The sequence below is a fragment of the Myroides sp. C4067 genome (genome assembly GCF_038039665.1).
GTDB lineage: Bacteria > Bacteroidota > Bacteroidia > Flavobacteriales > Flavobacteriaceae > Flavobacterium > Flavobacterium odoratimimum.
The window spans coordinates 117,814-140,666 of sequence record NZ_JBBPHJ010000004.1; the positions used below are offsets into that span (position 1 = coordinate 117,814).

Consider the following 22,853-nt stretch of genomic DNA (forward strand, 5'->3'; position numbering starts at 1 on the left):
ATGTTTTAAAATGCTATAAATTCTTTATTTTAGATAATTTAATTGAGAACAGGAATGATAAAAAAAGGTTTATTATTAATTGCCTTATTATTGAGTAGTTCTTTTGTATTAGGACAGAAGAAATATTCGGAGTTGACGAAAGAAGATTATTTAAATGATTTTGATATACTTATTAATATTATAAAAAAGCAACATCCTAATCCATTTCGAACTATTAGTGAAAAGGACTTGGATGCAAAAGTTGCAGAAATAAGAAAAAAACTAGAAGAGAATCCTTCTTATGCTAATTTCTTGTTATCTAATCCGATTCCTCTAATTCACGATGCTCATTCCTCTTTGAGTACAGATAGTACCGTTTTTGAGGATTTTACAAAGGAAACTTCTTTTTTCCCAATTAATACCATTGTTTATGATGGAAAGGTGTTTGTGAATCAACACAACCCTACTATACCTGTAGGAAGTATTATTACAAAAGTAAATGATGTAAAATCAGAAGATTACTTAAAGCGTATTAATGTAACAACGGATGGAAGTATAGAGGCTGATGATGCTAAAGACTTTTCGTTCTATGTGTCTTTAATGAGTCCTGAGCAAGAGTATAAAATCACTTATCTTGATAGTCTAAATGCTGTAGAGAGTAAAGAAGCTACACTAAAGGCAGTTAACTATGCACGAAACTATTACAATGTACAGAAAGCAATATTGCCAGTAGATATCATTAGTTACTCCTACGGAATCTATGGACAGAAGGTCAATGACGATACATACTGCCTAACGATTAAGACTTTTGCTTTTTCAGAAGAGTTCGCCTACCAGAAGTTAAGTTCTTTCTTTGAGAAGATTAATGAAGAAGGAGTGAAGAATTTAATTATTGATATCAGAGGTAATGGAGGAGGATATCTAAGTAATATTCCTTTGTTTTACTCTTTTATATCACAAGAAAAAGTGTTTAAGAACAATTATAGATATGCAACTAAGGTAATAGACATCAATGTACGTGAGAATCTTATAGATGCTAGTGGTAGACAGTATTCTGATATGGATATTAAGAATATGAATAACTTTATGTTCCAGCGATATGATAAGAGTGAGGTAGAAGGAGATGAGTACTATTATGGTAATAATCGATTAGACGAGTCTTATGTAGAGAACTATCCTCGTGATCGTTATTTCTTTGAAGGGAATACGATGTTATTGATAGATAATAACACAGTATCAGCAGCAGCGTATTTTGCTTCTTTATTTAAAGAGAATAAAAGAGGGATTATCATAGGACAAGAGACACGCACCTGTAGTAACTTCACTACTGCATCTTGGTTTATTAATTATAAATTGCCTAATACGCAGACAGTGGTAGATTTGCCTCGATCAGAAGTGTTTTTTAATAATTCAATTAGTACAGATAAGGGGTGTAGAGGAGTACTACCAGACTATACTGTAGATGAAAAAGGTTTTTATAGAAGTATCTTAAACGAAGAAGACCCTGAACTTACATTTGCTTTAGATCTACTAAAGAGACAAGCTCAAAATGAAGAACAGTAATTAAGAATACTCTAAATAAATATAGATATAAGATGTAGAAGGATGACTCAAGCAGTCATCCTTTTTATTATATGTTTTTTGTAAGTTTGATTATTAATAATATAAATGGAGAACCATGTTAGATCTAGTGATCAGAATGTCTATTACACAACTAGTCCTTTTTAGTATAGTATTGAATATACTGTTCTATGGTGTATCTATTGGATTGTATTTGACTCTAAACAGATGTAAGAAGGGAGAGTATATTCAAGAAATAAAACAAGAGATTACTAGAAGAGATCTAATATTATCATTTGTTGTTTTGCTGTGTAATGCAGCCGTTTTTGTATTAGGAGTAGGGTTGTATAATTATGGGTATATTCATGTATTAGAAGGTAGCTCTATCACTGTTATAGCTCTACAAACATTAGGACTAGTGATTGGTATGGACTTTCTAATGTATGTATTTCACAGATTAGCTCATATCCCGATTTTTTATCCATTAGCGCATCTAAGACATCATGAGCACAACAGTGTTAATGCGATAAGTTTATTTGTATTACATCCACTAGAGGCTATTGGTTTTGGGCTATTGTTTATCTTGTTGTTGTGTATATATCCTTTTGACACTTTTTCGATAGGACTGTACTTACTTATAAATCTTATTTGGGGAACGATAGGTCATATAGATAAGGATGTGTTTAAGAATACTTACTTTGAGCGTTGGATACGAGATATACTGTGTCTTACCTTGTTTCACAATATTCATCATCAAGATCCGAACTGTAATTATGGTTTTTACACATTATTATGGGACAAACTTTTTAAAACGTATCGAAAAGTATAGTATATGCCTTGTAAACGTTTGAATATTAGTAGGGTACTAATTTTTTTGCTATCATTATAATGATGTGATTTACTTGTTTCTATTTGTAAGGTGTTGATATATAATGGTGTCTATATCTATATAGTGGTTTATAACTATCTATTTAATTGTTTTTGGAAACGTAATTTTATTTTTTTGTCATTTGAAATTTGTAAATTTGATATTCATGGTTTTAGACAAGGAGTTTAGGATTATGCATACTATGTTATTTAAAAAGAAAAATATGAAAAAGGGTATTGTATTATTGGCACTAAGTATAGGAGGAGTACTATATGCGCAAAATCATACTACAGTGACAGATTCTATACATAGAGATACTCTTAAGTTGAAGGATATTAGTTATCTAGTAGAGACTTCTACTGTTAATGATAGTTTGAAAGTTGTAGAGAAGACAGCATCATATCCTAATACATTATCTATGTTAACGGATCGATTAAAGTTTATTTCACTTTATGATCAGCAAGCTAAGGCATATATAGAGGTAGAGAATAAACAAGATACAATACAGGTAAAGGCTATATATCAAGAAGGGAAGATATATAAAGGACTATTAGTAGAAGAGAATGTATCTAATGATCTTGATATCGTTTATTATGAAGATGCTATTCCGAGATATCGTTATACTACAGATCATGATTATCATTACTATACACTATTATCTAGTGAGTTAGATAAGAACGATTCTATACGTGGGCAGTTCTATGATTTACATGAAGGGAGCCTATTACCTTTAAAGCAAGACTATGTAGATGGACAATGGGTAACAACATGGCAGAAAGACTTAAAAAAAGAAGAAGTAGCTTTAAATGGATTAGCTACTCCTGCTACCTTGTACTCTTCATTAGATGATAAAAAAGAGCGCATGGTATGGAAAATCGAAAATGAAAATAAGGAGTTACATTATATATTCTTACAAAGAGAGGGAAATATGATTCTAATCTATGAACAAGCTTGCCCTGTAGTAGAAGGAGAAGAGGTGTATCTAAATGTTGCCTCAATGATAAACGTTGGTTTTGACAAAAAAAGGGTAACTGCTAGGACTAATAATAAGGAATCTATCTCAGATGTTTACTTTGAAAACTTTGGTAAACGCGATTGGAAAAAGCCTAATCAGTATGTTTTTGATTATTATAGAAGATCTGATAAGAAGCTTGTACGCGCTCGTGCTGTACTAGATCCAACAGTGATGAGTAATAAGGTGTTCTCAGACTTTATAATCGCTTTAGTGAATAACCCAGAGTTGTTTAGAAGAGATGTTCATTTAAAAGACTTTTCTTTTGAAGATGTATTGAGTAAACAAATTCTACGATTAAATCCTACGATTAAGCCAACTCACATTTTAGACGAACAGAAATAAAATAAAAGAAGCCAACTAAATGTTGGCTTTTTTGCATTTAAGGGATTAGAAATTAAGCTACTATCTACAGAAGTAAAAACTATTCTAATTTAACAGATTTATCTTTTTGTAGTACTCGTCATTTTGTACCTTTAGCTTGAAAAATTTATTATCGTAATGACATATTTAGAAAAATTATCGAAGATACGTTCACTGATGAAGGAGAGAGGAATTGATGGATACATTATCCCTTCTTCAGATCCACATATCAGTGAATATTTACCAGATTATTATAAGTGTATAGTTTGGACATCTGGTTTTAGTGGTTCAGCAGGAACATTAGTGATTACACAAGATTTTGCTGGATTATGGACTGACTCTCGTTATTTTGTACAAGGACCAGCACAGTTAAAAGGATCTGGTTTTGAGTTAGTAAAATTAAAAGTTCAACATGCACCTGAGTATGTGTCATGGTTAGGAGATAAATTACAAGCAGGTAATACAGTTGCCTTTGATGGTAATTTAGCTTCATTAGCAGTAGCGAATGCTGTAAATACTATATTAGGACCTTTAAATATCAAGGTAGATGGTCATGTAGACTTATTAGATGTAATATGGAATGATAGACCAGCATTGCCAACAGAGCCAGCTTATACATTACCTATTTCTATTACAGGACAATCTACTCCAGATAAGATAGCAGCTGTACGCAAAGTCTTAAAACAAAAAAGAGCGACATGTCACCTAATTTCATCTTTAGATGATTTAGCTTGGGTATTGAATATAAGAGGTACAGATGTAAAATGTAATCCTGTTACACTAGGGTTTGTATTTATCAGTCAAGAAAAATCAATCTTATTCATTGATTCTAAGAAATTAGATAAAGGTACAGCTGAGGAGTTACAAGGGTATGGTATCTTAATCAAACCTTATGAGGAAGTAAGAAATTACTTAAAATCACTAGGAACAAGCGAAACTATCTTATTAGATCCTAAGCGTACTTGTTTTGCTACTTATGATTCTGTTCCTGAGGGGGTAACTATCTTAGAGGATATGAATCCGTCTACTATGCTAAAAGCAGTGAAGAATGAAGTAGAGTTAAATCATGAGAGACATGCCATGATTAATGATGGTGTAGCACTGACGAAGTTCTTTAAATGGATAGAAGAAAATGTAGCTTCAGGCGAATTATCTGAGATGAGTATTGCAGATCATTTAAGAGGATTACGCGCAGAACAGCCAGGTTTTAAAGATATTAGTTTTGACACTATTGCTGGATATAAAGATCACGGAGCTTTACCACACTATAAGGCAGAATTGGATAGCAACTATAAATTAGAGGCTAAAGGATTGCTATTAGTAGATTCTGGTGGACAATACGAGACAGGAACTACAGATATTACACGTGTGGTATCTTTAGGACAGTTGACTCAAGAAGAAAAAGAAGATTACACTATTGTTTTAAAAGGAACGATAGAAGGATCTATGGCTATCTTCACTAAAGGTACTAGAGGATATCAAATCGATGCTATAACACGTCGTCCTATCTGGGCTACTATGCGTAACTATGGACATGGTACAGGTCATGGAGTAGGATTCTTCTTGAACGTACACGAGGGCCCTCACACTTTTAATGGTGCTGCAGTAGATATTGCGATAGAGCCAGGAATGATCAGTTCTATAGAACCAGGATTATACAGAGAAGGTAAGCACGGTATTCGTATCGAAAACTTAGTAGTATCTAAGGATTTAGCTTCTAATCAATTCGGTGATTTTATGGATTTCGAAACAATCACAATCTGTTATATCGCAACAGATTTAGTAGAGAAGTCACTATTAGATCAAGTACATATTGATTGGTTAAATAACTATAATCAATGGGTGTATGAATCTTTAGAATCAAAATTATCAGCAGAAGAAGCTGCTTGGTTAAAAGAAAAGACAAAAGCAATTTAAGTTGCACATAAAAAAAGGTTGATTCATTTGAATCAACCTTTTTTACTTTTATTACGCTTGTAATATGTTTGAATAGCGAATAATAGGATTATATCCGTTACTTTCAAATTTCTTGTACTTTGTGATTAATGACTCAGTAGAGTTAAAGCCACATACATCAGCAATCTCTTCGAATGAATTCTTTGTAAAGAATACAAGTTCTAAACTCTGTAGGTACTTTCTCTTATCATAAAAGGTAAGGTATCCTTCTCCAAAGAAATAGATAAAATCATTATTAAAATCTACACTAGAGATATTCTTCTTATCTAATGCATCTTTAAGTGCCTGTGGTGTTGTTATTTTACTTAACGCTAATTCTCTATAAAGCTTTACGTACTTAGCCTTGTCTTTCATATAGAAGTCTACTTCTAATAAAGAATCAATGCGTTCGTTACGAATGTTTAAGTAGAATAAGTTTAGAATGAGTTCTCCTGTTTTAGAGTCTTTAAACAAAGTTCCTCCTAGGCCACATAATCTATTTTCTCTATTTAGACAGTTAAATCTAATGTAGTGATAAGTGTCTTCGCTTAACCCTTTATTTAAAAAAGGAAGATCACCTAGTACTACTTTTAAAATCTGCTGTTGAACTTTAGGTTCAAACTTGTCAAAGTTAATATCTCTTAGTGGTTTAAAATTTTTATCCAATACTAATGAGAAAGCTTCTGCATATTGAACATTGTCTTTCTCTTGTTGTATAGTCGCATAGTTTAAGTGAACTAATGACTTATACAGCGTAGTTGTCATTGAATCAAAATAGTTGTAGTGGAATCGTTGCCAAGCTAGAGAATGCTTGTTTGCTTTAATGTTGAGGTTAGTAAATTTCTCTACGAATACCCCCAGAACATCTGAGAGTTCTTCAAATAATTCAAGTGTCATAATAAGTTGTTTGATTAGTTAGGTTTTGTTAAGGACAATTTATATAATTTTTCTATAAAAACAAACAAGAATATTTTAATTTAAGCGTTTATTCTTGTGTTAAAATTATAAATAGCTAAATGTTTATGGTATACTATTGCATTATAGTTAATAGTGTGATATCGCTTAATGTCTGTATAACCGTGGTGTTTAGAAGATTTTAGTATGGAAATATAAAGTAAGAAAAACAGGTTATGAGGAATCTATATAAATTGACTTTAAATACTTAAATGGCTTAAAAAGAACTTTTTTTTCTTCTTTGAAAACTATATTTATCTATAAAAGCAGTGTTTTGTACTGCTATGAATGTATTCATCTTGCTTAAAGATGTCTTTTAAGTTTAATAAAATGTGATTTCTGTACAGAAAATAACCTTTGTCTGCAGTAGTAAAGATGAAAATTAGAATCGAGCTGATTCCTGTTATCTATAAACTCAATTTTGACTGTAGGTAAGATTGCTTATAGGAGAGTAATTGTAAAAGAATAGAAGCAATATTATAAGACTGTACAGTACTAAGTAGGATTGTGAACTATAGTTGTACAGTTATAGAAGGACTAGACATTCGAGTCCTTAGTGAGTCCGTTAAAACAAATATTATAACGGAGTCACTAAGGAAATAATCTGTTGCAAATTTAGATCGACTAGCAACTTTGTCACTAGAAAATAGAAATATATATAATAGCTATCGTAAGTGGTTACTTTTTAGTATAGTCCATTTGTTTACTAAACCATTGTTCTCCATTTGGTAGATCAAAACTTCTCATAGGAACATCAGCAAAGGTAAAGCCTATTTTTTCATAACATTTAATAGCTCCAATATTCCAATCAAATACATTAAGGATAACAGAATCACTTTGGATATCATTTAGACAATAATCTACAAAGGCTTGCATCATCTTTTGTCCATAACCTTTTCCTCTATTATTTCGATCACCTACCACTATACGAGCTAGTTTAGTAGCATTATTCTCCATCAAAATAATTTCGCCAACTCCAATTACGGTGTCATTATCAGTGTCAATTGCTTTAAAGAATAAAGAGTTTTCTACTTTCATGAAAGCCAAGACTTGATCCTCTGTAAGAGGATGTGTAAATGCAGTTCCTCCAAACTGTAGTAGTTCTTCTTCTGTAAAATTCCAATCTATAATTATTGGGGCATCCGTTTTGGTAAATGGTTTTAGTATAATCATTTGTTTTATTTTGAATTACAAATATATCGATATCTGCTTAAAAAAGGAAGTGGTTAGGGAATATAGAAGGACTTTGGGAGTAAATAAGGTAAGGTCTAGAAAGTAACTTTGTCAAAAAATATCTAGAATAACAAGGTGCAAAACTTAGAAAAGTAGTAAACTTGTATAAAATACATTAATATGGCAGGTAATACTTATGGCAATAGATTTAGAGTAACTACTTTCGGTGAATCTCATGGAGTAGCGATCGGTGGTATTATAGATGGTTGTCCAGCAGGAATAGAGTTAGATTTAGAACAAATTCAGTTGGAATTAGACAGACGTAAACCAGGTCAATCTAAGATAGTTACACAGCGAAAAGAAGCGGATGAAGTAAAGTTTCTTTCAGGAATATTTGAAGGGAAGACAACAGGTACTCCTATAGGTTTTGTAATTGAAAATACAAATTCAAAATCAAAGGATTATGATCATATCAAAGATATTTATCGTCCAAGCCATGCAGATTATGTATACGATGAAAAATATGGACATCGTGACCACAGAGGAGGTGGGCGTAGTTCTGCTCGTGAGACTGCCAGTAGAGTAGTAGCGGGAGCAATAGCAAAGCAAGTATTAAAAGAAATAAAAATAACAGCTTATGTGTCTTCAGTAGGAGATATTGCTGTTGAGAAAAAATACAGTGAATTAGATTTTAACGAGATAGAGAACAATCCTGTTCGTTGTGCTGATCCTATTAAAGCAGTAGAAATGGAGACTTTAATTAAGGAAGTTAAAAAAGATGGGGATTCTATAGGAGGAACTATTATCTGCGTGGTACAGAACGTGCCTGTAGGATTAGGAGAACCTGTATTTGATCGACTTGATGCTGATTTGGCTAAAGCTATGCTTGGAATCAATGCTGTTAAAGGAGTAGAGTTTGGTCGTGGTTTTGAAGGGACAAAGATGAGAGGTAGTCAGCATAATGATTTTATCCTTCCTGATGGCTCTACAACAACCAATAATGCAGGAGGAATAGTAGGCGGTATAAGTAATGGAATGGATATTTACTTTAAAGTTGCTTTTAAACCAACTGCTACCTTAATGAAAGACCAACAGTCTATTAATACAGCACATGAGGTGGTGACTGTACAAGGGAAGGGGAGACACGATGCTTGTGTATTACCACGTGCAGTGCCTATCGTAGAGGCAATGACTGCAATCACTCTTCTAGATTTTTATATCGAACAGTTTGGTTTCAAAAGAAAATAAACTTTAAAATGTTAAAGTAATAATTGTCCCTTGTTCTAACTGAGAAATAATGTCGAATTTAATGTGATGTTGTTCAAAGATGATAGTAGCAAGGGACAGTCCTATACCACTTCCTTTAATATCTCCGACATTTTTACCTCTGTAGAATGTTTGTTTTATAAAAGTAAGTTCTTCTTCAGAGATACCTTTTCCATGGTCTTTTACCTCTAGTTGTAGCCTATTGTTATGTAGAGACAGCTCTACTGAAACAGGTTTGCTATTAGAGTATTTTACAGCATTTTCGACAATATTGTATAATGCTAGATGGATTAGCGTTTCATTACCTTTATACTCTAGTTTAGTGAAGTCATCTACATTGATATTTATCTCTAAGGTAGTCTGTAGCTCTGCTAATTTATCTTGTAATGCTTCATATATAGTCCAGATTATCTCGTCTATTCTAAATAGACTAGCGTCTTTCTCTGTGTTTTTTAATCCTGATAATAAAAGAAGGTTACTTAAGATGTTCTCTATTTTGTACACATTTTTTAAAGCTTCTTTGACTACTTGATTATATTCTTCAGGAGAACGCTCTTTCTGAGCAAAAACTTCTAGGTTACCACTGATAGCAGTAAGTGGAGTTTTAAATTCATGAGAGACATAGTTAATAAAGTTCTTTTGAATTAAGAATGTTTCTGATAGTCTGATTAGTAGGTTGTTATAAGTCGAGATTAATTCTTCTAATTCATCATTTGTTTTCGGTACTTCTATCCCGTTTTCTAGATTAGAGTAGTTTACCTCATTTACCTGCTGCACAATATTCTTAAGGGGCTTATAGGCGATATTAGAGATGTACTTACTTAAAAAATAAATAGCTAGTAAACCTCCTACAAGTACAATGCATAGGATAAGAATAAGGCTTTTCATCTGATTCATAAAGTCAGCTGTAGACTCTCTCGTATATACTACGAAGTCCCCTTGGTTATCAGGGTAGTATATTCCGTAATAAAAAAAGTCATTTGCTTTAAATCGATGTGATTTATCTGTTCTTGTTTTGTTTAAAATAGCATTTGTCAGTACAGGGTCATTAACTAGAGCTCCATAGGATAACTGATTACTAAAGTTATATACAGCTACATTTTTAGACTGAATAGTGGCTCTAAATTCTTCTTTTACAACAGAATGCTCTGTATGAGATAGCTCGTCTTGTTCTAAGTAATATATTGCAGATAGGAGGGTAGTATTCTTCAGATTGTTAAACACAGACTCTTGTGTCTTAGAGAAGTAAGCTAAGAATATAATAAGTGATGCAATAAAAAATACTATACCGAATACTATAGTACTGTAGGTGGTAAGACGAGTGCGTAAATTCATATCATTCTTGTAGCATATAGCCAGTTCCTTTTATGGTGTGTATTATTTTTCCTTTAGAATCATCTATTTTACTTCTTAGATAAGAAATATAGACATCTACTACATTGGTATTGGTATCAAATTGTATTCCCCATACTCGTTCTAGAATCTGCATCCTAGAGACTACGCGATCTTTATTTTCTAATAAGAAAAGTAATAATTTGTATTCTCTAGGTGACAGATCTATTGTTTTATCTCCTTGTGTGACTAGATGTTTTTCAGGGTCTAGTTTTAAATCACCACAGATATAGATATGGTCTTTTTTTTCGTAATTAAATTTAGTTCGTCTTGTTAAGGCATTAATTCTCGATAGTAATTCACTAAAGTGAAAAGGCTTTGTTAAGTAGTCATCAGCACCACTGTCTAGAGCAGATATCTTATCAGTGGTTTCGCTTAGAGCGCTTAACATCAGTATAGGGGTATAGTTCTTTTTAAAACGAATCATTTTGGTTAACTGAATACCATCTATACCTGGAAGCATTATATCCATTAAGATAAGATCCCAATTAGCACTGAGAATAAGATCTCTAGCTTCTTCTCCAGAAGCAGCAAGTTGTACTTGCATACCATTTTCCTTTAAACCTTTGACGATAAAGTCACTGATGCGAGAATCGTCTTCTACAAGTAATATATTCAAGACTAAATTTTTTCTGTATTTGATTTGATAAAATCTGTTACTAAATAAGTGATTAACTTTCCTACAAGATGACTGTTCTGTTCGAAATCTAAAGAAGGAGCCCCTTCACAGATGTGAATATATCCAACATTCTTAGATTTAGCAAAGTAGTGTATGAACTGTCTCAACCTCTCAGCAGAGAACCCTGTAGGTGTGATAGCACTACTAGCTACTAGTGGTACAGCATCTAAGTCTATTTCGATACCATAAGTATTGTTTTCAATATGTCGTTGAGCAGTTAGTAATTCGGTGTCAAAAGATTTCTCTTTGCGAATGCGTATTTGCTCATAAGTATTATACTTAACGCGGTCTGCATGAAGTTTTATATCCCCAAAAACAGTCTTAGAGGTATAGTTCTCATGAAGACCGAAGATAAAATAGTTCTTTAAAAAACCTTCTTCGAATGCATAAGAAAACCCGTTACCGCTATGTCTTCCTTCTAGTGGTCTAAAATCTGTATGCGCATCAAAGTTGATTACATTAATGGCTTTGCCCTTGGCTAAGGCAAGTCCTTTAATATTACCATAAGCATTATTATGTCCACCACCTATAACAATAGGTATTTTGCCTGCCTTTACAATTTTAGCGATGGTATGTGATACTTCTTTATCTATACGAGACACTAATTCGAAGAGTCTTTTGCGATCTTCTCTATTATTGGGGTCTAGTTGTTCTGCTTCTTTTTGTTCTTCACTGAAATCTAAATGGCCAATTAACGTAGTCCAGCTTCCTTTACAGAATCTGTTGTGTTGAATATTTAAAAGGCTGTTTAAGAAATTTTGCCAAGCAGAAGAAGTACCTGTACGGCCTAGATTAGCTTTTACACCTATATCTTCAGGAATACCAATAATAGCATATTTAGCGTCTGTAGCGGCTAATTCATTATGCCAATTCTCTTCTGATTCTAAAGTGTGAACTCTTTCACCAAATTTGATTTCCCCACTTCTGAATTTGGTCAAGGCAACCAAATCAGTTTTCTTAAATAACACTAGTTTTTGTTTGTTCATAGCGATGTTGTTGTGATGCAATTGATACTAGGGTATCTTTTATTTTTGTATTTGTCCATTTAGAATTACCTGATCTATAAGGTTAGAACCAAAAGCATAAGGTAATTCATAAAATGAATTTAGTGGTTTTGTGATAATTAAACTAGCTTTTTTACCTTTTGTTATACTACCGTACTCTTGTTGTAGTCCCATTGCATAAGCTCCATTTATTGTAGCTGCATTAATCGCTTCTTCAGGAGTCATTTTCATTTTGATACATGCTGTAGCTACGACAAAGTTCATATTCCCAGATGGTGTAGTACCAGGGTTAGAATCAGAAGCTAAAGCTAGTGGTAGACCTGCTTCTAACATCTTTCTAGCAGGAGTATAAGGAATAGAAATAAAGAAAGAACATGTAGGTAAGGCTACAGGCATCGTTTTACTTCCTTTTAGGATTTCGATATCTTCGTCTGTTACTATTTCTAGGTGATCTACTGATAGCGCACCATTTTTCACACAAGTTTCGATTCCTCCAATAGCAGTAAACTGGTTAACATGTACTTTAGCAATAAGCCCGTGTTCTTGTCCTGCTTTAATGATACGCTCTGTCTCTTCACAAGAGAAATAACCTGTCTCTAAGAAAGCATCTACATACTCAGCTAAGTTTTCTTTAGCAATAGCTGGAATCATTTCATTGACTATAAGGTCGATATATCCCTGGTGGTTATCTTTATATTCAGTAGGGAAGGCGTGAGCACCTAAGAAAGTAGCTTTAATAGCTATAGGGTAGTTTTCTTTTAGTTTTTTAATCACGCGTAGCATCTTAAGCTCAGCTTCTACTGTTAATCCGTATCCTGATTTTATTTCGACTGCTCCAGTACCTTGACTGATTACTTCTTCTAAACGTTTGCGAGACTGTTCATATAAATCTTCTTCTGAAGTTTCTTGTAGTTTTTTTGCAGAGTTTAGGATTCCACCACCTCTGTTGAAGATTTCTTCATAACTAAGCCCATTGATGCGGTCTACGAACTCTAATTCTCTATTACCAGCATAGACTAAGTGTGTATGACTATCTACCCATGTAGGTAAGATGGTTTTCCCGGTAGCATCTATTACTTGATCCATTTCACTTTCATTAGGACAAGTATCCATCGTACCATAATCCGCTATCAAGTCGTGTTCTATAATTAGATATGCATTGTCTAGCTTAGGTAAAGTTGCCATATCTGCACCAGATACTTTCTCTATAGCTTCATTTCTAACTTGTAGTATTTCTTTTATATTCTTAATTAGTGTTTTCATATTTGTTTGAGTTGTTTTTTTAGGCTTATAAATGAGATAAAAGTCTAAAAACTTTTATCTTTAAGCAAATTTACAAAATGTGAGACGAGTTAAATATAAGAAAACTAGAAAACTTCAGCCAAATTCTCTAGAATATGCAGGTTCTTTTCCAGAGGTACCTATTTCTATGCAATTGTTTATCTACGATGAGAATACATTCGAGGAGTACAATGATTTAAGTTTGAAGGAAATAGAAGAGATATTATTAGCAGCATCTCCTAATTCTATAAAGTGGTTTAATCTACATGGACTACATGATATAGATTTATTAAAAGAAGTTGGAAGTTTTTTTCATATAGAATCTTATATCATGGCAGAGATTCTAAATTTCTCTAGAAGAACAAGAGTAGAGGAGTTAGATAATACACTGTTCTTTAGTGTTAAGGCCATTTTGCCGTCTTCTAATGAAGATATTCTAGTAGGGATAGAACAGATAAGCTTTATCCTCCAAGAGAATGTACTGTTGTCATTTCAAGAGAAAAGAGGAGCGTTCTTTAATTTGATCAGAGAGCGTATTAGAACCAAAACAGGACAAATAAGAAGAAAAGATTCGGGCTATCTATTGTATGGCTTATTAGATTCTTTAATGGAGAGTTATTTTGTAACCTTAGACTTGATAGAAGATAATGTAGAACAGATTCTTTTAGAGGCTAGAACTAAATATCACAAGCAAATTCTGGTAAGTATAGAAGAATATACTCAACAACTACAAGAGGTAAAACGAGCTATTATACCGCTAAGAGAAGTGCTATACAACCTAAAAACACAGCATGATAAAAAGAATGTAGAGAGTCAAATCAGTAGAAATAGTATTGTTTTCTTTGACCGATTACAGTATAAAAGCTATGAAATGCTCGATCAGATAGATTATAATCTAAACAAACTAGATAGTGCTACCAACTATTATTTCTCTTCTCAGAGCAATCGAATGAATGAAATCATGAAGGTATTGACTATTGTATCTGTAGTCTTTATTCCGCTAACATTTATCGTTGGAGTGTATGGAATGAACTTTGAGAATATGCCAGAATTAAAAACAGAGAATGGTTATTTCTATACTTTATGGGTAATGTTAGGCTTGGTTGTTCTCATGATAAGTTATTTTAAATGGAGAAAATGGTTCTAATAAACTTCTTGTTATATTATATTGACTGTAAAAGTCGAGAAGGAAAGTTTAACCCAGATTAAGCATTAGCCAAAGACTGCAAAGCAATTCTACTTCATATCTTTTTCATTTCTTCTAAAACCATACTACAGTATGCTTTTTTCTTAAATTCAGAGCTATTTTGTATAATTACTTTTCGTTTCTATGTCTATCGCTTAATCTGGGTTTAAAACAATATTTTTGTTTTATGATGGATAGCAAAGAAATATTAAACTAATCTTGATAGAGTATTTGGTAGAGCTTTCAATATTTTAAGAGTTGAAGAAAGAAATAGTTGTTTAGCTATTTCTTTCGAAGAAAAAGTGCTTACTTCCACTTTTTTCCATTTTCTTCCATTCTTTTCCAAATATTTCTCAATATTTCCAAAAAAGTCTATTTATTTCCATTTATTAAATCATAAATACCTCATTACCAGTATTTATGAGTTTTTGATACACCCATTTATTCGGAAGCTCTTCGGAAGAGTTCAGTATTTGTTCGGACTGAGGGGCAGTTTTCCGAAGAGCACCCAAAGACTGCCCAATAAACTCCCGAAGAACATGCACTTAGTTTTCTAATTTTTAATGATCTTTAAGGACATATTACTTATTGATAATCAAAGTAATTTTGCTGTTTTAGTAACGTTTAAAAATTACTATAGGATACAATAAAAAAAAGCTCTATCAACAACAATAGAGCTTTCATAATAGGAAACAACATTATAACTTAAATAGAACGTTATGTTCTATGATAGTTCTTTTTTAGCACTCAGTCTCTTTGTTAAATATTAAAATACTGAATGATAGTGTCTTACTCAGATAAGACGTAAGATTTACTTGTAATAAGTAAGGAGTATTAAATAATCTAGTATTTATACTTCTATTCTTCTTTATTATTAATCTTGTAGGACAAAAGTATAAAAAAAGCACAGTATAATTTCCTAATTTGACGCTAAAACTTACTAAAAGTGTCCTTTTTGCGAATAAAACTTTTTGATTGTTAATCTATATCTCTTACAACTTCAAATTATACTAAAAGAGATTAAGTTCTTTAATTAAATGTAGAAAACTGTAACACTTTTATGTTTGAACAAGCTGTTTTTTTAACTTAAAATGCCTTTTTGGTCATTTTCTTTGAATAATATTAAGCTTTTATACAGGGCTAGAGCATTATTGACAATATCTGGCTGTGTATATCTTAATATAGATTAAGTATAATCCATATTAATAGGAGTAATTTTATAGTATAATAAAAAATGATAAAGATGGAAATAGGAATTAGCATGTTTGGGGATTTAAAATTCGACAAACAAAACAATAGTTATCAGTCAAGTACACAACGTATAAATGAGATTATAGAGGAAGTTAAGTTAATGGATGAAGTAGGATTGGATGTTTTCGGTATAGGAGAACATCACCGTAAAGATTACGCAGTCTCTACTCCAGATATTATATTAGCTGGTGCAGCTACAGTAACTAAGAATATCAAGTTGACGAGTGCTGTTACTGTATTGAGCTCTAATGATCCTGTACGTGTATATCAATCGTTCTCTACTATAAACGCTATGTCTAATGGTAGAGCAGAGATTACAGTAGGACGTGGAAGTTTTATAGAGTCATTCCCTTTGTTTGGATATGATCTTAATGATTACAATGAGTTGTTTACAGAAAAACTTAATTTATTGTTGAATATCAATGCAATAGATGGTCCATTGACCTGGACAGGAAAACACAGAGCTTCTCTAAAAGAACAGCAGGTTTTCCCACGAAGTGAACAGCCAATGGATGTATGGATTGCAGCAGGAGGAACACCGGAGTCTGTATTAAGAGCAGCTAAATTAGGATTGCCACTTGTGTTCGCTATTATTGGTGGAATGCCAGAACAGTATAAACCATTCTTTGACTACTATAAACAAGAGTATATTAATGCAGGTCATGATATTAGTAAAATGCAGATCGCTACGCACTCACATGGATTAGTAGGAGTAGACGGAAATGCTTTAGCTAAAGATTATTTCCCTGTATATAAAGAACAGATGGATAGAATAGGGGCATCACGTGGATGGCAACCTTACACTTATGAGCAGTATGAAGGAGGAAGAAGTAGAGACGGTGCTTTATTTATAGGAGATGTGGATCAAGTAGTAGATAAGATTTTATATCATCAAGAGATGTTTGGTTTAACACGTTGGTTAATGCACAGTGACTTAGGAGCGCCTGATCACTTAACACAGATGAAAAACATAGAGCTATTAGGTACTAAAATAGCTCCTGCAGTTAAAAAAGCATTGCGTAAATAATACCAATGATTATAACAAAAATAAATTCCTTTAGTAAAGTCTTTACTAAAGGAATTTATTTTTGTTATAAATGTCTTTTTAAGCATAGTATAGCTTCTTCTATTTGTCGTTCTGACAATGATCCAAAACTAAACCGTATCCCTTGTAATTTATCACTATAGGAGAACCTTTCAGGCCCCATAAAAGCAATTTTATCTAGGTCTAGTTTCTTTTTGAGTTTGTCCCAATCTGTTTCTTTTTTAGGAACTAACCATATTGCTAACCCTCCATCAGCGATTGTATAATTTACTTGTTCTTTGAGATTTTTCTCTAGTAAATCGGCAGTTATATCTCTCTTGCTTTTATAGTAGTTATGTGCTTTTTTTAAATGTTTTCTTATGGTCCCGTCATCCATTAATTGTAAGATAGCTTGTTCCATGATATTATCACCTTGTACATCGATAATACTTCTAAGTTCACCTATTTTTTGAATCAGATCATTGTTAGTCGCTATATAACCGATACGTAGAGAAGGAGCTACGACTTTACTCAATGTTCCTATATATACATAGTTTAGTACATTCGGAAGACTGCTAATCGGCATAACGGGTCTATGTCCGTAATGAAATTCATAGTCGTAATCATCTTCTATAATAGTAAAGTTATACAAGTTAGAGAGCTCTATCAGCTTATATCTCCTCTGTAAACTAAGGGTTGCTGTAGTTGGGTATTGGTGGTGAGGAGTAATATAAATAGCTTTAATTCTTTTGTTTTCTTTTAAAAGGCTTTCGACTTGATTGATATCAATTCCTTGATCATCTACATTAGCATATAACAATTTTGCTCCAGCATGCTCAAATGTGTGCCAGGCTTTTCTATATCCAGGATGTTCTACTATAATATAGTCATCTTTCTTTAGTAGTACTTGAGCGATAAGGTACATTGCCATTTGACTTCCTCTAGAAATACATATTTCTTCGGCAGTTACTTGCATACCTCGCCAATGATTTAGCATTTTACTAATATGTTCTCTAAATTCAAATAACCCTAGAGGAGATGAGTACCCCATCATTTGCCACTTTCCTTTTCGCTTAAATATTTGGCGATAAGCTCTTGCTAATTCTTCAACAGGAGCAATAGAAGTATCAGGGTTTCCATCATCAACGGTGATATTGTATTGAATAGTTGATTTACTTTCTTTTTTTATAGGAATTTTATTGAGAGGAGTTATATTTATGTCAGCAAGTTTAGAGACGTAAGTTCCACTACGCGATTTGGACATAATCCAACCTTCACTTAATAAGACATCATAGGCTTCTATAACTGTATTTCTGTTTACTCCTAAGATCTCTGCTAACTTTCTACTTCCTGGTAGGGCTTCTTCCTCTTTTAGTTGACCTGTTTTTATAGCTTCTATAATAGCGTCAGCTATTTGGAGATAGATAGCTTTTTTTTCAGTATTAATAATTTGAATTTGTAAGGGCCAAGGTCTAAGCATATTAATAAAGTGTGTGAAATAAGTAAATGAGTTTAAATCAATCTAAGGCTATTTAATACAAAATAGAGAGTAGATATAAAATCAAATCAAAGGTACAATGAAAAAGAGAATTTTGTTTCTTTATTTATAAAAGTGAATGTAGTTCTTTAATGACTTTTAATTTTTCTTGTTTATTAATTTTATACAATAGGGTTGTTTTTCTACACAAGAGGTTCCGTCTGGAGAAGGATAGCAGTTAGGGGTATTATTAGGTATAATACAGTTATTACTACCGTATATAAGATACTCACCTTCTACACGGGGTATAGAAACGAAATGAGCAAGAGAAATAAGAGTATAATCTTTATTTTTGGAAATAAAATAGTATACATTATTAAACTTCGAGATTGTTAGTGTAGGAGAAGTAATTTTAGATACATGAGGGGAAAAGTACTCTTCTATCTCAGCTTTAAGAGCTTTAGGTTTGATTAAGAACTGATAAGATTCATTGCCTATGGAATCTCTTATAATTCGAACAATATTCTTTTCTTGTAGGGTTTTCTTTTGATAGGCAGTGATTGTAGTCTTTTTATTCTGACCCAAACAGTAAAAAGAATATAGAAAAAAAATAAGTAAAAGTCTCATTATTAAAAATTGTATGTGTTTAATAATGAATGCACAAACACTATTCCAGTTTTAAGATAAGGTATGTGTAAAAGGTTAGTAAGGTGTGAAAATCTGTGACCTATAAAACAAGTTAAAACTGGATTAAAAAATATTTTATTCTCCTCTTTTTAAAGAGGAAGTAATTGTACCTATATTTATATATAGGAATGATGACAAAGCCTTTTTCTTTTAGTTTTTTCGATATAGAAGTCGGTAAATTCTTTATAATACATGAGTTCTTTCCTTTTATAGCAGATTCTTTTAGTTGATTTATTATTTTTTTGTATTGATCATTAAGAGCATTTTCTGCAATAATATTTAGTTCTTCCGCTGTCATTAGATTCTTAATTAAATATATTGTATCGCTGTAAAATTATACAAATGATTAAAATAATTCGCAAAAGGTGTTTTTTTTATATTATTTTCATTGATTGTAAGGGATTTTTTATTGAATTCATTATTTAGAAGTATAACTACTAATAATGTTTCTTTTTTGAAAGCGAAATCGATAACAATGACTTTGTAAATTAACAATAAGTGACAACTATGGTGTAATATTTGAGTTTTTTAATCTAAATTAGAATAAATAATGAAATTGTATTTTGTATACTCATTTATTGTTAGGTAAAAAGCAAAAACAAAACATATTGCTCTAAATAAAACAACTATAATGTTAAAAATTATAAAATAAAGTGTAGTTTTGTGTAAGGAGAATAATAATGTTTATTAGTCTATACTAGAATGATATGAAAAAATTACAATTAATAACTTTAGGACTTTCTTTATTTAGTTTTATTTCTGTATCTGCTCAGAAAATAGAGGGTAAGGTATTTGATAAAAAAACAAATAACCCGATAGGAGAAGGAGAAGTAACATTCTTTAATTCATCAGGAGATAGAATAGCTACAGTATATACTTCTGCAGATGGAGCTTATGTTTTCGAACCTAAAAGGATGACAGATATTCATAAGGTATCTACAGCTGCAAAGAATTATAGTAAAGCAGAGGTTCTTTTGAATCAAATGGATAATGGTGTAGTTGCTAATTTTGGATTAACAAGTGTAGTAAGTGAATCTCAAAATAGAGGTAATACAATAGCAAGTGGCGATTATAATACAACTAGAACTTCTAACGTAAACTATGATAGCTCTACATTGCCATCTTTTTATTACGATTTTAATAGTTCTTATTTAAATACAGATAATAAAGCATCAGTGGATGAGATAGTAGCTTATATGTATAATAATCCAGAAGCTAGAGTGAGAGTTCACGTTTATTTTGATACGAGAGGTAATGCTAAATATGATGAGTGGTTAGCTGATAGACGAGCAGATAGAGTTATTAATTATATGGTCATGAAAGGAATTTCTCCGTCTAGATTATTAAAATTAGTTGAAACTGTGTATCAGAATGTGCCTCCTAAAGAAGGTAGTTATAGAAGTGGAGGATCAGAAAATAGAAGATGTGATTTTGACCTTATTTAAGGAATAAGTATAAATATAAAAGCTGGAAGTATTCATTACTTCCAGCTTTTTTTATGTTGTTTAGTTTTAGACATAGCTGCTATAAATAAAGTTTCTGAAAAATCGTTGGAGTTGGGACATTTGTCTTATTTTTGAACTTTAATAACAACACTAACACACAATGACATTAAAGTATCAAGGAAAGACTAAAGATGTATATAGTCTATCAAACAATCAAGTTCTTTTAAAGTTTAAAGACGATGTAACAGGAGAAGATGGTGTATTCGATCCAGGTGCAAATACAGTGGGATTAACTATCGATGGAGCAGGTAAGAGTGGATTGAAAATGACAAAACACTTCTTCGAAGTTTTAGCACAAAAGAGCGTTCCTACACATTATGTTTCGGCTGATATAGAAGATGTATCGATGATTGTAAAAGAAGCGATACCATTTGGTAAAGGATTAGAAGTAATCTGTCGTTACAGAGCAGTAGGAAGTTTCTTTAGAAGATATGGCGCTTATTGTACAGAAGGACAACAGCTAGATAGCTTCGTAGAAGTAACCATTAAAGATGATGAAAGAGCTGATCCAACTATTTCTGACGATGCATTAGAAATGTTAGGTATATTGTCAAAAGAAGAATATGCAATTTTAAAATCTCGTACTAAAGAGATTTGTCAAATTATAAAGGATGAGTTAGCTACTAAGAATTTAGAGTTATATGATATCAAATTAGAGTTTGGAAGAGATAAAGCTACTAATGATATTATCTTAATAGATGAGATTTCTGGTGGTAATATGAGAGTGTATAAGAATAATGTCTACATCGCTCCATTAGATTTAGAAAAAGAGTTTTTAAAATAAGAATAAGAATAAACAAGGGGATGTATTAATACATCCCCTTGTTTGCTTAAATCCTTTATTTAATAGGCTCATTTGTCGATTCAACATTGCTTTTTTGCTCTTGAATATTTTCATTTGCAATAGCATTAGTTGTATTTGTTTCTCTTGTAGCTTGTTTGAATTCTTTAATTCCTGTTCCAAGTCCCTTCATTAATTCTGGAATTTTCTTTCCACCAAAAAGTAATAAAGCTATTGCAACAACAACTATTAATTCAGAAGGAGCTACTCCGCCTAATGGGATAATTGTTGAAACCATATTGTAAAGATATTTTGATTGAGGAAAACAAATGTAATTAAGAGAATACTTAATCAATTTTTTTTAACATGATTTTAATTTGTGAATAATGGAATTACTCTCTACCAATTACTCTTTTATCAACATAATTAGAATTCATAATTCTAAGAATTCCCATATAGCTCATATAAAATGAGATCGTGTCACCCACTTTTAAGTTCTCTGGATTATCTCCTAGGTCCATGACCATCATATCAGAGCTAGACCCAACGAATTGCTGTTTAGCATTGATAGGTGTAATGTGGTCTTCTTCTATATCTAATAACCCTAAGTCTATAATGGCTCTATAATTCACACTATTTTCCCATTCTGGTGCTAACTCTACTTTCTCTCCTGTCATTTTCAATCCGATTTCTCCTTCAGGCATCATCGGCTTTTCATATAGCTCAATAATTTCTGCATGAAGCATAAAGATATTCTGTTCGAAATCAGGATAAGCTACATTGTCATAGGCATTGGTTCCCATAAATAAGGTCTCTCCAATTCTAAAGTGATTAATAGCTGTAGGGATCGTGTCATTTAAGATTAAAGGAAGCGTTACAGATGCACCACCAGACAAATAGGGGATTGTCTTTTTAAATTTGAGTTCCAGTAAGTCTCTAAATAGCGTTAATTGGATTAACTTATCATTATTAGGTAATACGCCATACATGCAGGTAAGATTAGTGCCTAGTCCAATAATATCAATGTTAGGTAGTTCAAAGACTTGGCTGTAGAAGTCTATCAGTTCTTCTCTTAGAACACCTTCTCTTAGTTCGCCAAGTTCTACCATAATAACAATTTTATGTACAATGTTTTGACGCTTCGCTTCTTCAGAAAGAAGTTTGATCGTCTCTAGTTCTGTATTAAAACTGATATCTGCGTACTCAATAATTTCTTCAATACTACCATTAGGGGCAGGTTTAATATAAATGGTTTCAACTGTAGGATCAATTTGTTTGATCATTCTTAAGTTAGAAACTCTAGAGTCACATATTTGTTGAGGGTTTAATGCTAAAACCTCTCTGAGGAAGGTCTCATCACCACAAAGTAATTTTCCTACAACAGCCCAGTGTATTCCTTTCTCCTGAAATAGAGCATCTAGCTTGTTGTAATTATGTTTTAATTTACTTTGATTTAATGTTATATAAGCCATCTTC

20 protein-coding genes are annotated in these 22,853 nt (G+C 32.2%); 9 read left to right on the forward strand and 11 right to left on the reverse strand.

The window, feature by feature from the left end; translation table 11 throughout:
• The first annotated feature begins 54 nt into the window (after positions 1-54).
• The 4 genes from AABL87_RS04015 to AABL87_RS04030 all read left to right on the forward strand — a co-directional run bounded on the left by AABL87_RS04015 (position 55) and on the right by AABL87_RS04030 (position 5,699).
• On the forward strand, positions 55-1,542 hold the full coding sequence (locus tag AABL87_RS04015) for a S41 family peptidase (RefSeq protein WP_006265212.1): 1,488 nt from the start codon (positions 55-57) through the stop codon (positions 1,540-1,542).
• Positions 1,543-1,657: 115 nt separating this feature from the next.
• Complete coding sequence (locus AABL87_RS04020) at positions 1,658-2,368, forward strand: sterol desaturase family protein (protein ID WP_341276976.1); 711 nt, start codon at positions 1,658-1,660, stop codon at positions 2,366-2,368.
• 262 nt (positions 2,369-2,630) lie between these two features.
• Positions 2,631-3,764, forward strand: a complete 1,134-nt coding sequence (locus tag AABL87_RS04025) for a hypothetical protein (RefSeq protein ID WP_341276977.1) — start codon at positions 2,631-2,633, stop codon at positions 3,762-3,764.
• Between the two features lie 156 nt (positions 3,765-3,920).
• Positions 3,921-5,699, forward strand: a complete 1,779-nt coding sequence (locus tag AABL87_RS04030; protein ID WP_006258974.1) for an aminopeptidase P family protein — start codon at positions 3,921-3,923, stop codon at positions 5,697-5,699.
• Between the two features lie 51 nt (positions 5,700-5,750).
• On the opposite strand, the gene AABL87_RS04035 is transcribed toward AABL87_RS04030, so the two are convergent.
• Together AABL87_RS04035 and AABL87_RS04040 are read right to left on the reverse strand one after the other, a co-directional pair.
• A complete protein-coding gene (locus AABL87_RS04035) occupies positions 5,751-6,614 on the reverse strand; it encodes a hypothetical protein (protein WP_006263509.1) in 864 nt (287 codons plus the stop codon).
• A 735-nt stretch (positions 6,615-7,349) separates the two neighbouring features.
• Positions 7,350-7,844 (reverse strand): GNAT family N-acetyltransferase, encoded by a 495-nt coding sequence (locus AABL87_RS04040; RefSeq protein ID WP_006258971.1) that lies wholly within the window; start codon positions 7,842-7,844, stop codon positions 7,350-7,352.
• 180 nt (positions 7,845-8,024) lie between these two features.
• On the opposite strand from AABL87_RS04040, the gene aroC reads away from it, so the two are divergent.
• The gene (gene aroC, locus AABL87_RS04045; RefSeq protein WP_341276978.1) at positions 8,025-9,092 is read left to right on the forward strand and encodes a chorismate synthase; all 1,068 of its coding nucleotides are present in this window, start codon (positions 8,025-8,027) and stop codon (positions 9,090-9,092) included.
• 3 nt (positions 9,093-9,095) lie between these two features.
• On the opposite strand, the gene AABL87_RS04050 is transcribed toward aroC, so the two are convergent.
• From AABL87_RS04050 to hutI, 4 genes are read right to left on the reverse strand one after another with little or no spacing between them, the layout of a single operon-like run.
• Entirely contained in the window at positions 9,096-10,445 is a 1,350-nt protein-coding gene (locus tag AABL87_RS04050; RefSeq protein ID WP_039329451.1) for a HAMP domain-containing sensor histidine kinase, read from the reverse strand.
• A 1-nt stretch (position 10,446) separates the two neighbouring features.
• Positions 10,447-11,121, reverse strand: a complete 675-nt coding sequence (locus tag AABL87_RS04055) for a response regulator transcription factor (RefSeq protein ID WP_341276979.1) — start codon at positions 11,119-11,121, stop codon at positions 10,447-10,449.
• 2 nt (positions 11,122-11,123) lie between these two features.
• The gene (locus AABL87_RS04060; RefSeq protein ID WP_006261131.1) at positions 11,124-12,167 is read right to left on the reverse strand and encodes a formimidoylglutamase; all 1,044 of its coding nucleotides are present in this window, start codon (positions 12,165-12,167) and stop codon (positions 11,124-11,126) included.
• Between the two features lie 39 nt (positions 12,168-12,206).
• Positions 12,207-13,448, reverse strand: a complete 1,242-nt coding sequence (gene hutI / locus AABL87_RS04065) for an imidazolonepropionase (RefSeq protein WP_006263512.1) — start codon at positions 13,446-13,448, stop codon at positions 12,207-12,209.
• Positions 13,449-13,527: 79 nt separating this feature from the next.
• On the opposite strand from hutI, the gene corA reads away from it, so the two are divergent.
• Both corA and AABL87_RS04075 read left to right on the forward strand, forming a co-directional pair.
• Positions 13,528-14,613, forward strand: coding sequence for a magnesium/cobalt transporter CorA (gene corA / locus AABL87_RS04070; protein ID WP_006261133.1), 1,086 nt, complete (start codon positions 13,528-13,530; stop codon positions 14,611-14,613).
• A 1,282-nt stretch (positions 14,614-15,895) separates the two neighbouring features.
• Positions 15,896-16,930, forward strand: coding sequence for an LLM class flavin-dependent oxidoreductase (locus AABL87_RS04075; RefSeq protein WP_006263514.1), 1,035 nt, complete (start codon positions 15,896-15,898; stop codon positions 16,928-16,930).
• A gap of 64 nt (positions 16,931-16,994) precedes the next feature.
• Here AABL87_RS04075 and pdxR read toward each other — a convergent pair whose 3' ends face one another.
• The 3 genes from pdxR to AABL87_RS04090 form a co-directional block, all read right to left on the reverse strand.
• Positions 16,995-18,407 (reverse strand): MocR-like pyridoxine biosynthesis transcription factor PdxR, encoded by a 1,413-nt coding sequence (gene pdxR, locus AABL87_RS04080; protein ID WP_341276980.1) that lies wholly within the window; start codon positions 18,405-18,407, stop codon positions 16,995-16,997.
• A gap of 156 nt (positions 18,408-18,563) precedes the next feature.
• Positions 18,564-18,989 carry a hypothetical protein gene (locus AABL87_RS04085; protein WP_230486156.1) on the reverse strand — a complete coding sequence of 142 codons (426 nt, stop codon included), beginning with the start codon at positions 18,987-18,989 and terminating at the stop codon, positions 18,564-18,566.
• Between the two features lie 154 nt (positions 18,990-19,143).
• Positions 19,144-19,389 carry a hypothetical protein gene (locus AABL87_RS04090; RefSeq protein ID WP_006258960.1) on the reverse strand — a complete coding sequence of 82 codons (246 nt, stop codon included), beginning with the start codon at positions 19,387-19,389 and terminating at the stop codon, positions 19,144-19,146.
• 409 nt (positions 19,390-19,798) lie between these two features.
• On the opposite strand from AABL87_RS04090, the gene AABL87_RS04095 reads away from it, so the two are divergent.
• Positions 19,799-20,536, forward strand: coding sequence for an OmpA family protein (locus AABL87_RS04095; protein ID WP_286430174.1), 738 nt, complete (start codon positions 19,799-19,801; stop codon positions 20,534-20,536).
• A 160-nt stretch (positions 20,537-20,696) separates the two neighbouring features.
• A complete protein-coding gene (locus tag AABL87_RS04100; RefSeq protein ID WP_341276981.1) occupies positions 20,697-21,380 on the forward strand; it encodes a phosphoribosylaminoimidazolesuccinocarboxamide synthase in 684 nt (227 codons plus the stop codon).
• Positions 21,381-21,435: 55 nt separating this feature from the next.
• Here AABL87_RS04100 and AABL87_RS04105 read toward each other — a convergent pair whose 3' ends face one another.
• Both AABL87_RS04105 and AABL87_RS04110 read right to left on the reverse strand, forming a co-directional pair.
• Entirely contained in the window at positions 21,436-21,675 is a 240-nt protein-coding gene (locus AABL87_RS04105) for a Sec-independent protein translocase subunit TatA/TatB (protein ID WP_006261141.1), read from the reverse strand.
• 94 nt (positions 21,676-21,769) lie between these two features.
• Positions 21,770-22,849: an alanine racemase gene (locus AABL87_RS04110; RefSeq protein WP_341276982.1), complete on the reverse strand. Its 1,080-nt coding sequence runs from the start codon at positions 22,847-22,849 to the stop codon at positions 21,770-21,772.
• Positions 22,850-22,853: the final 4 nt, after the last annotated feature.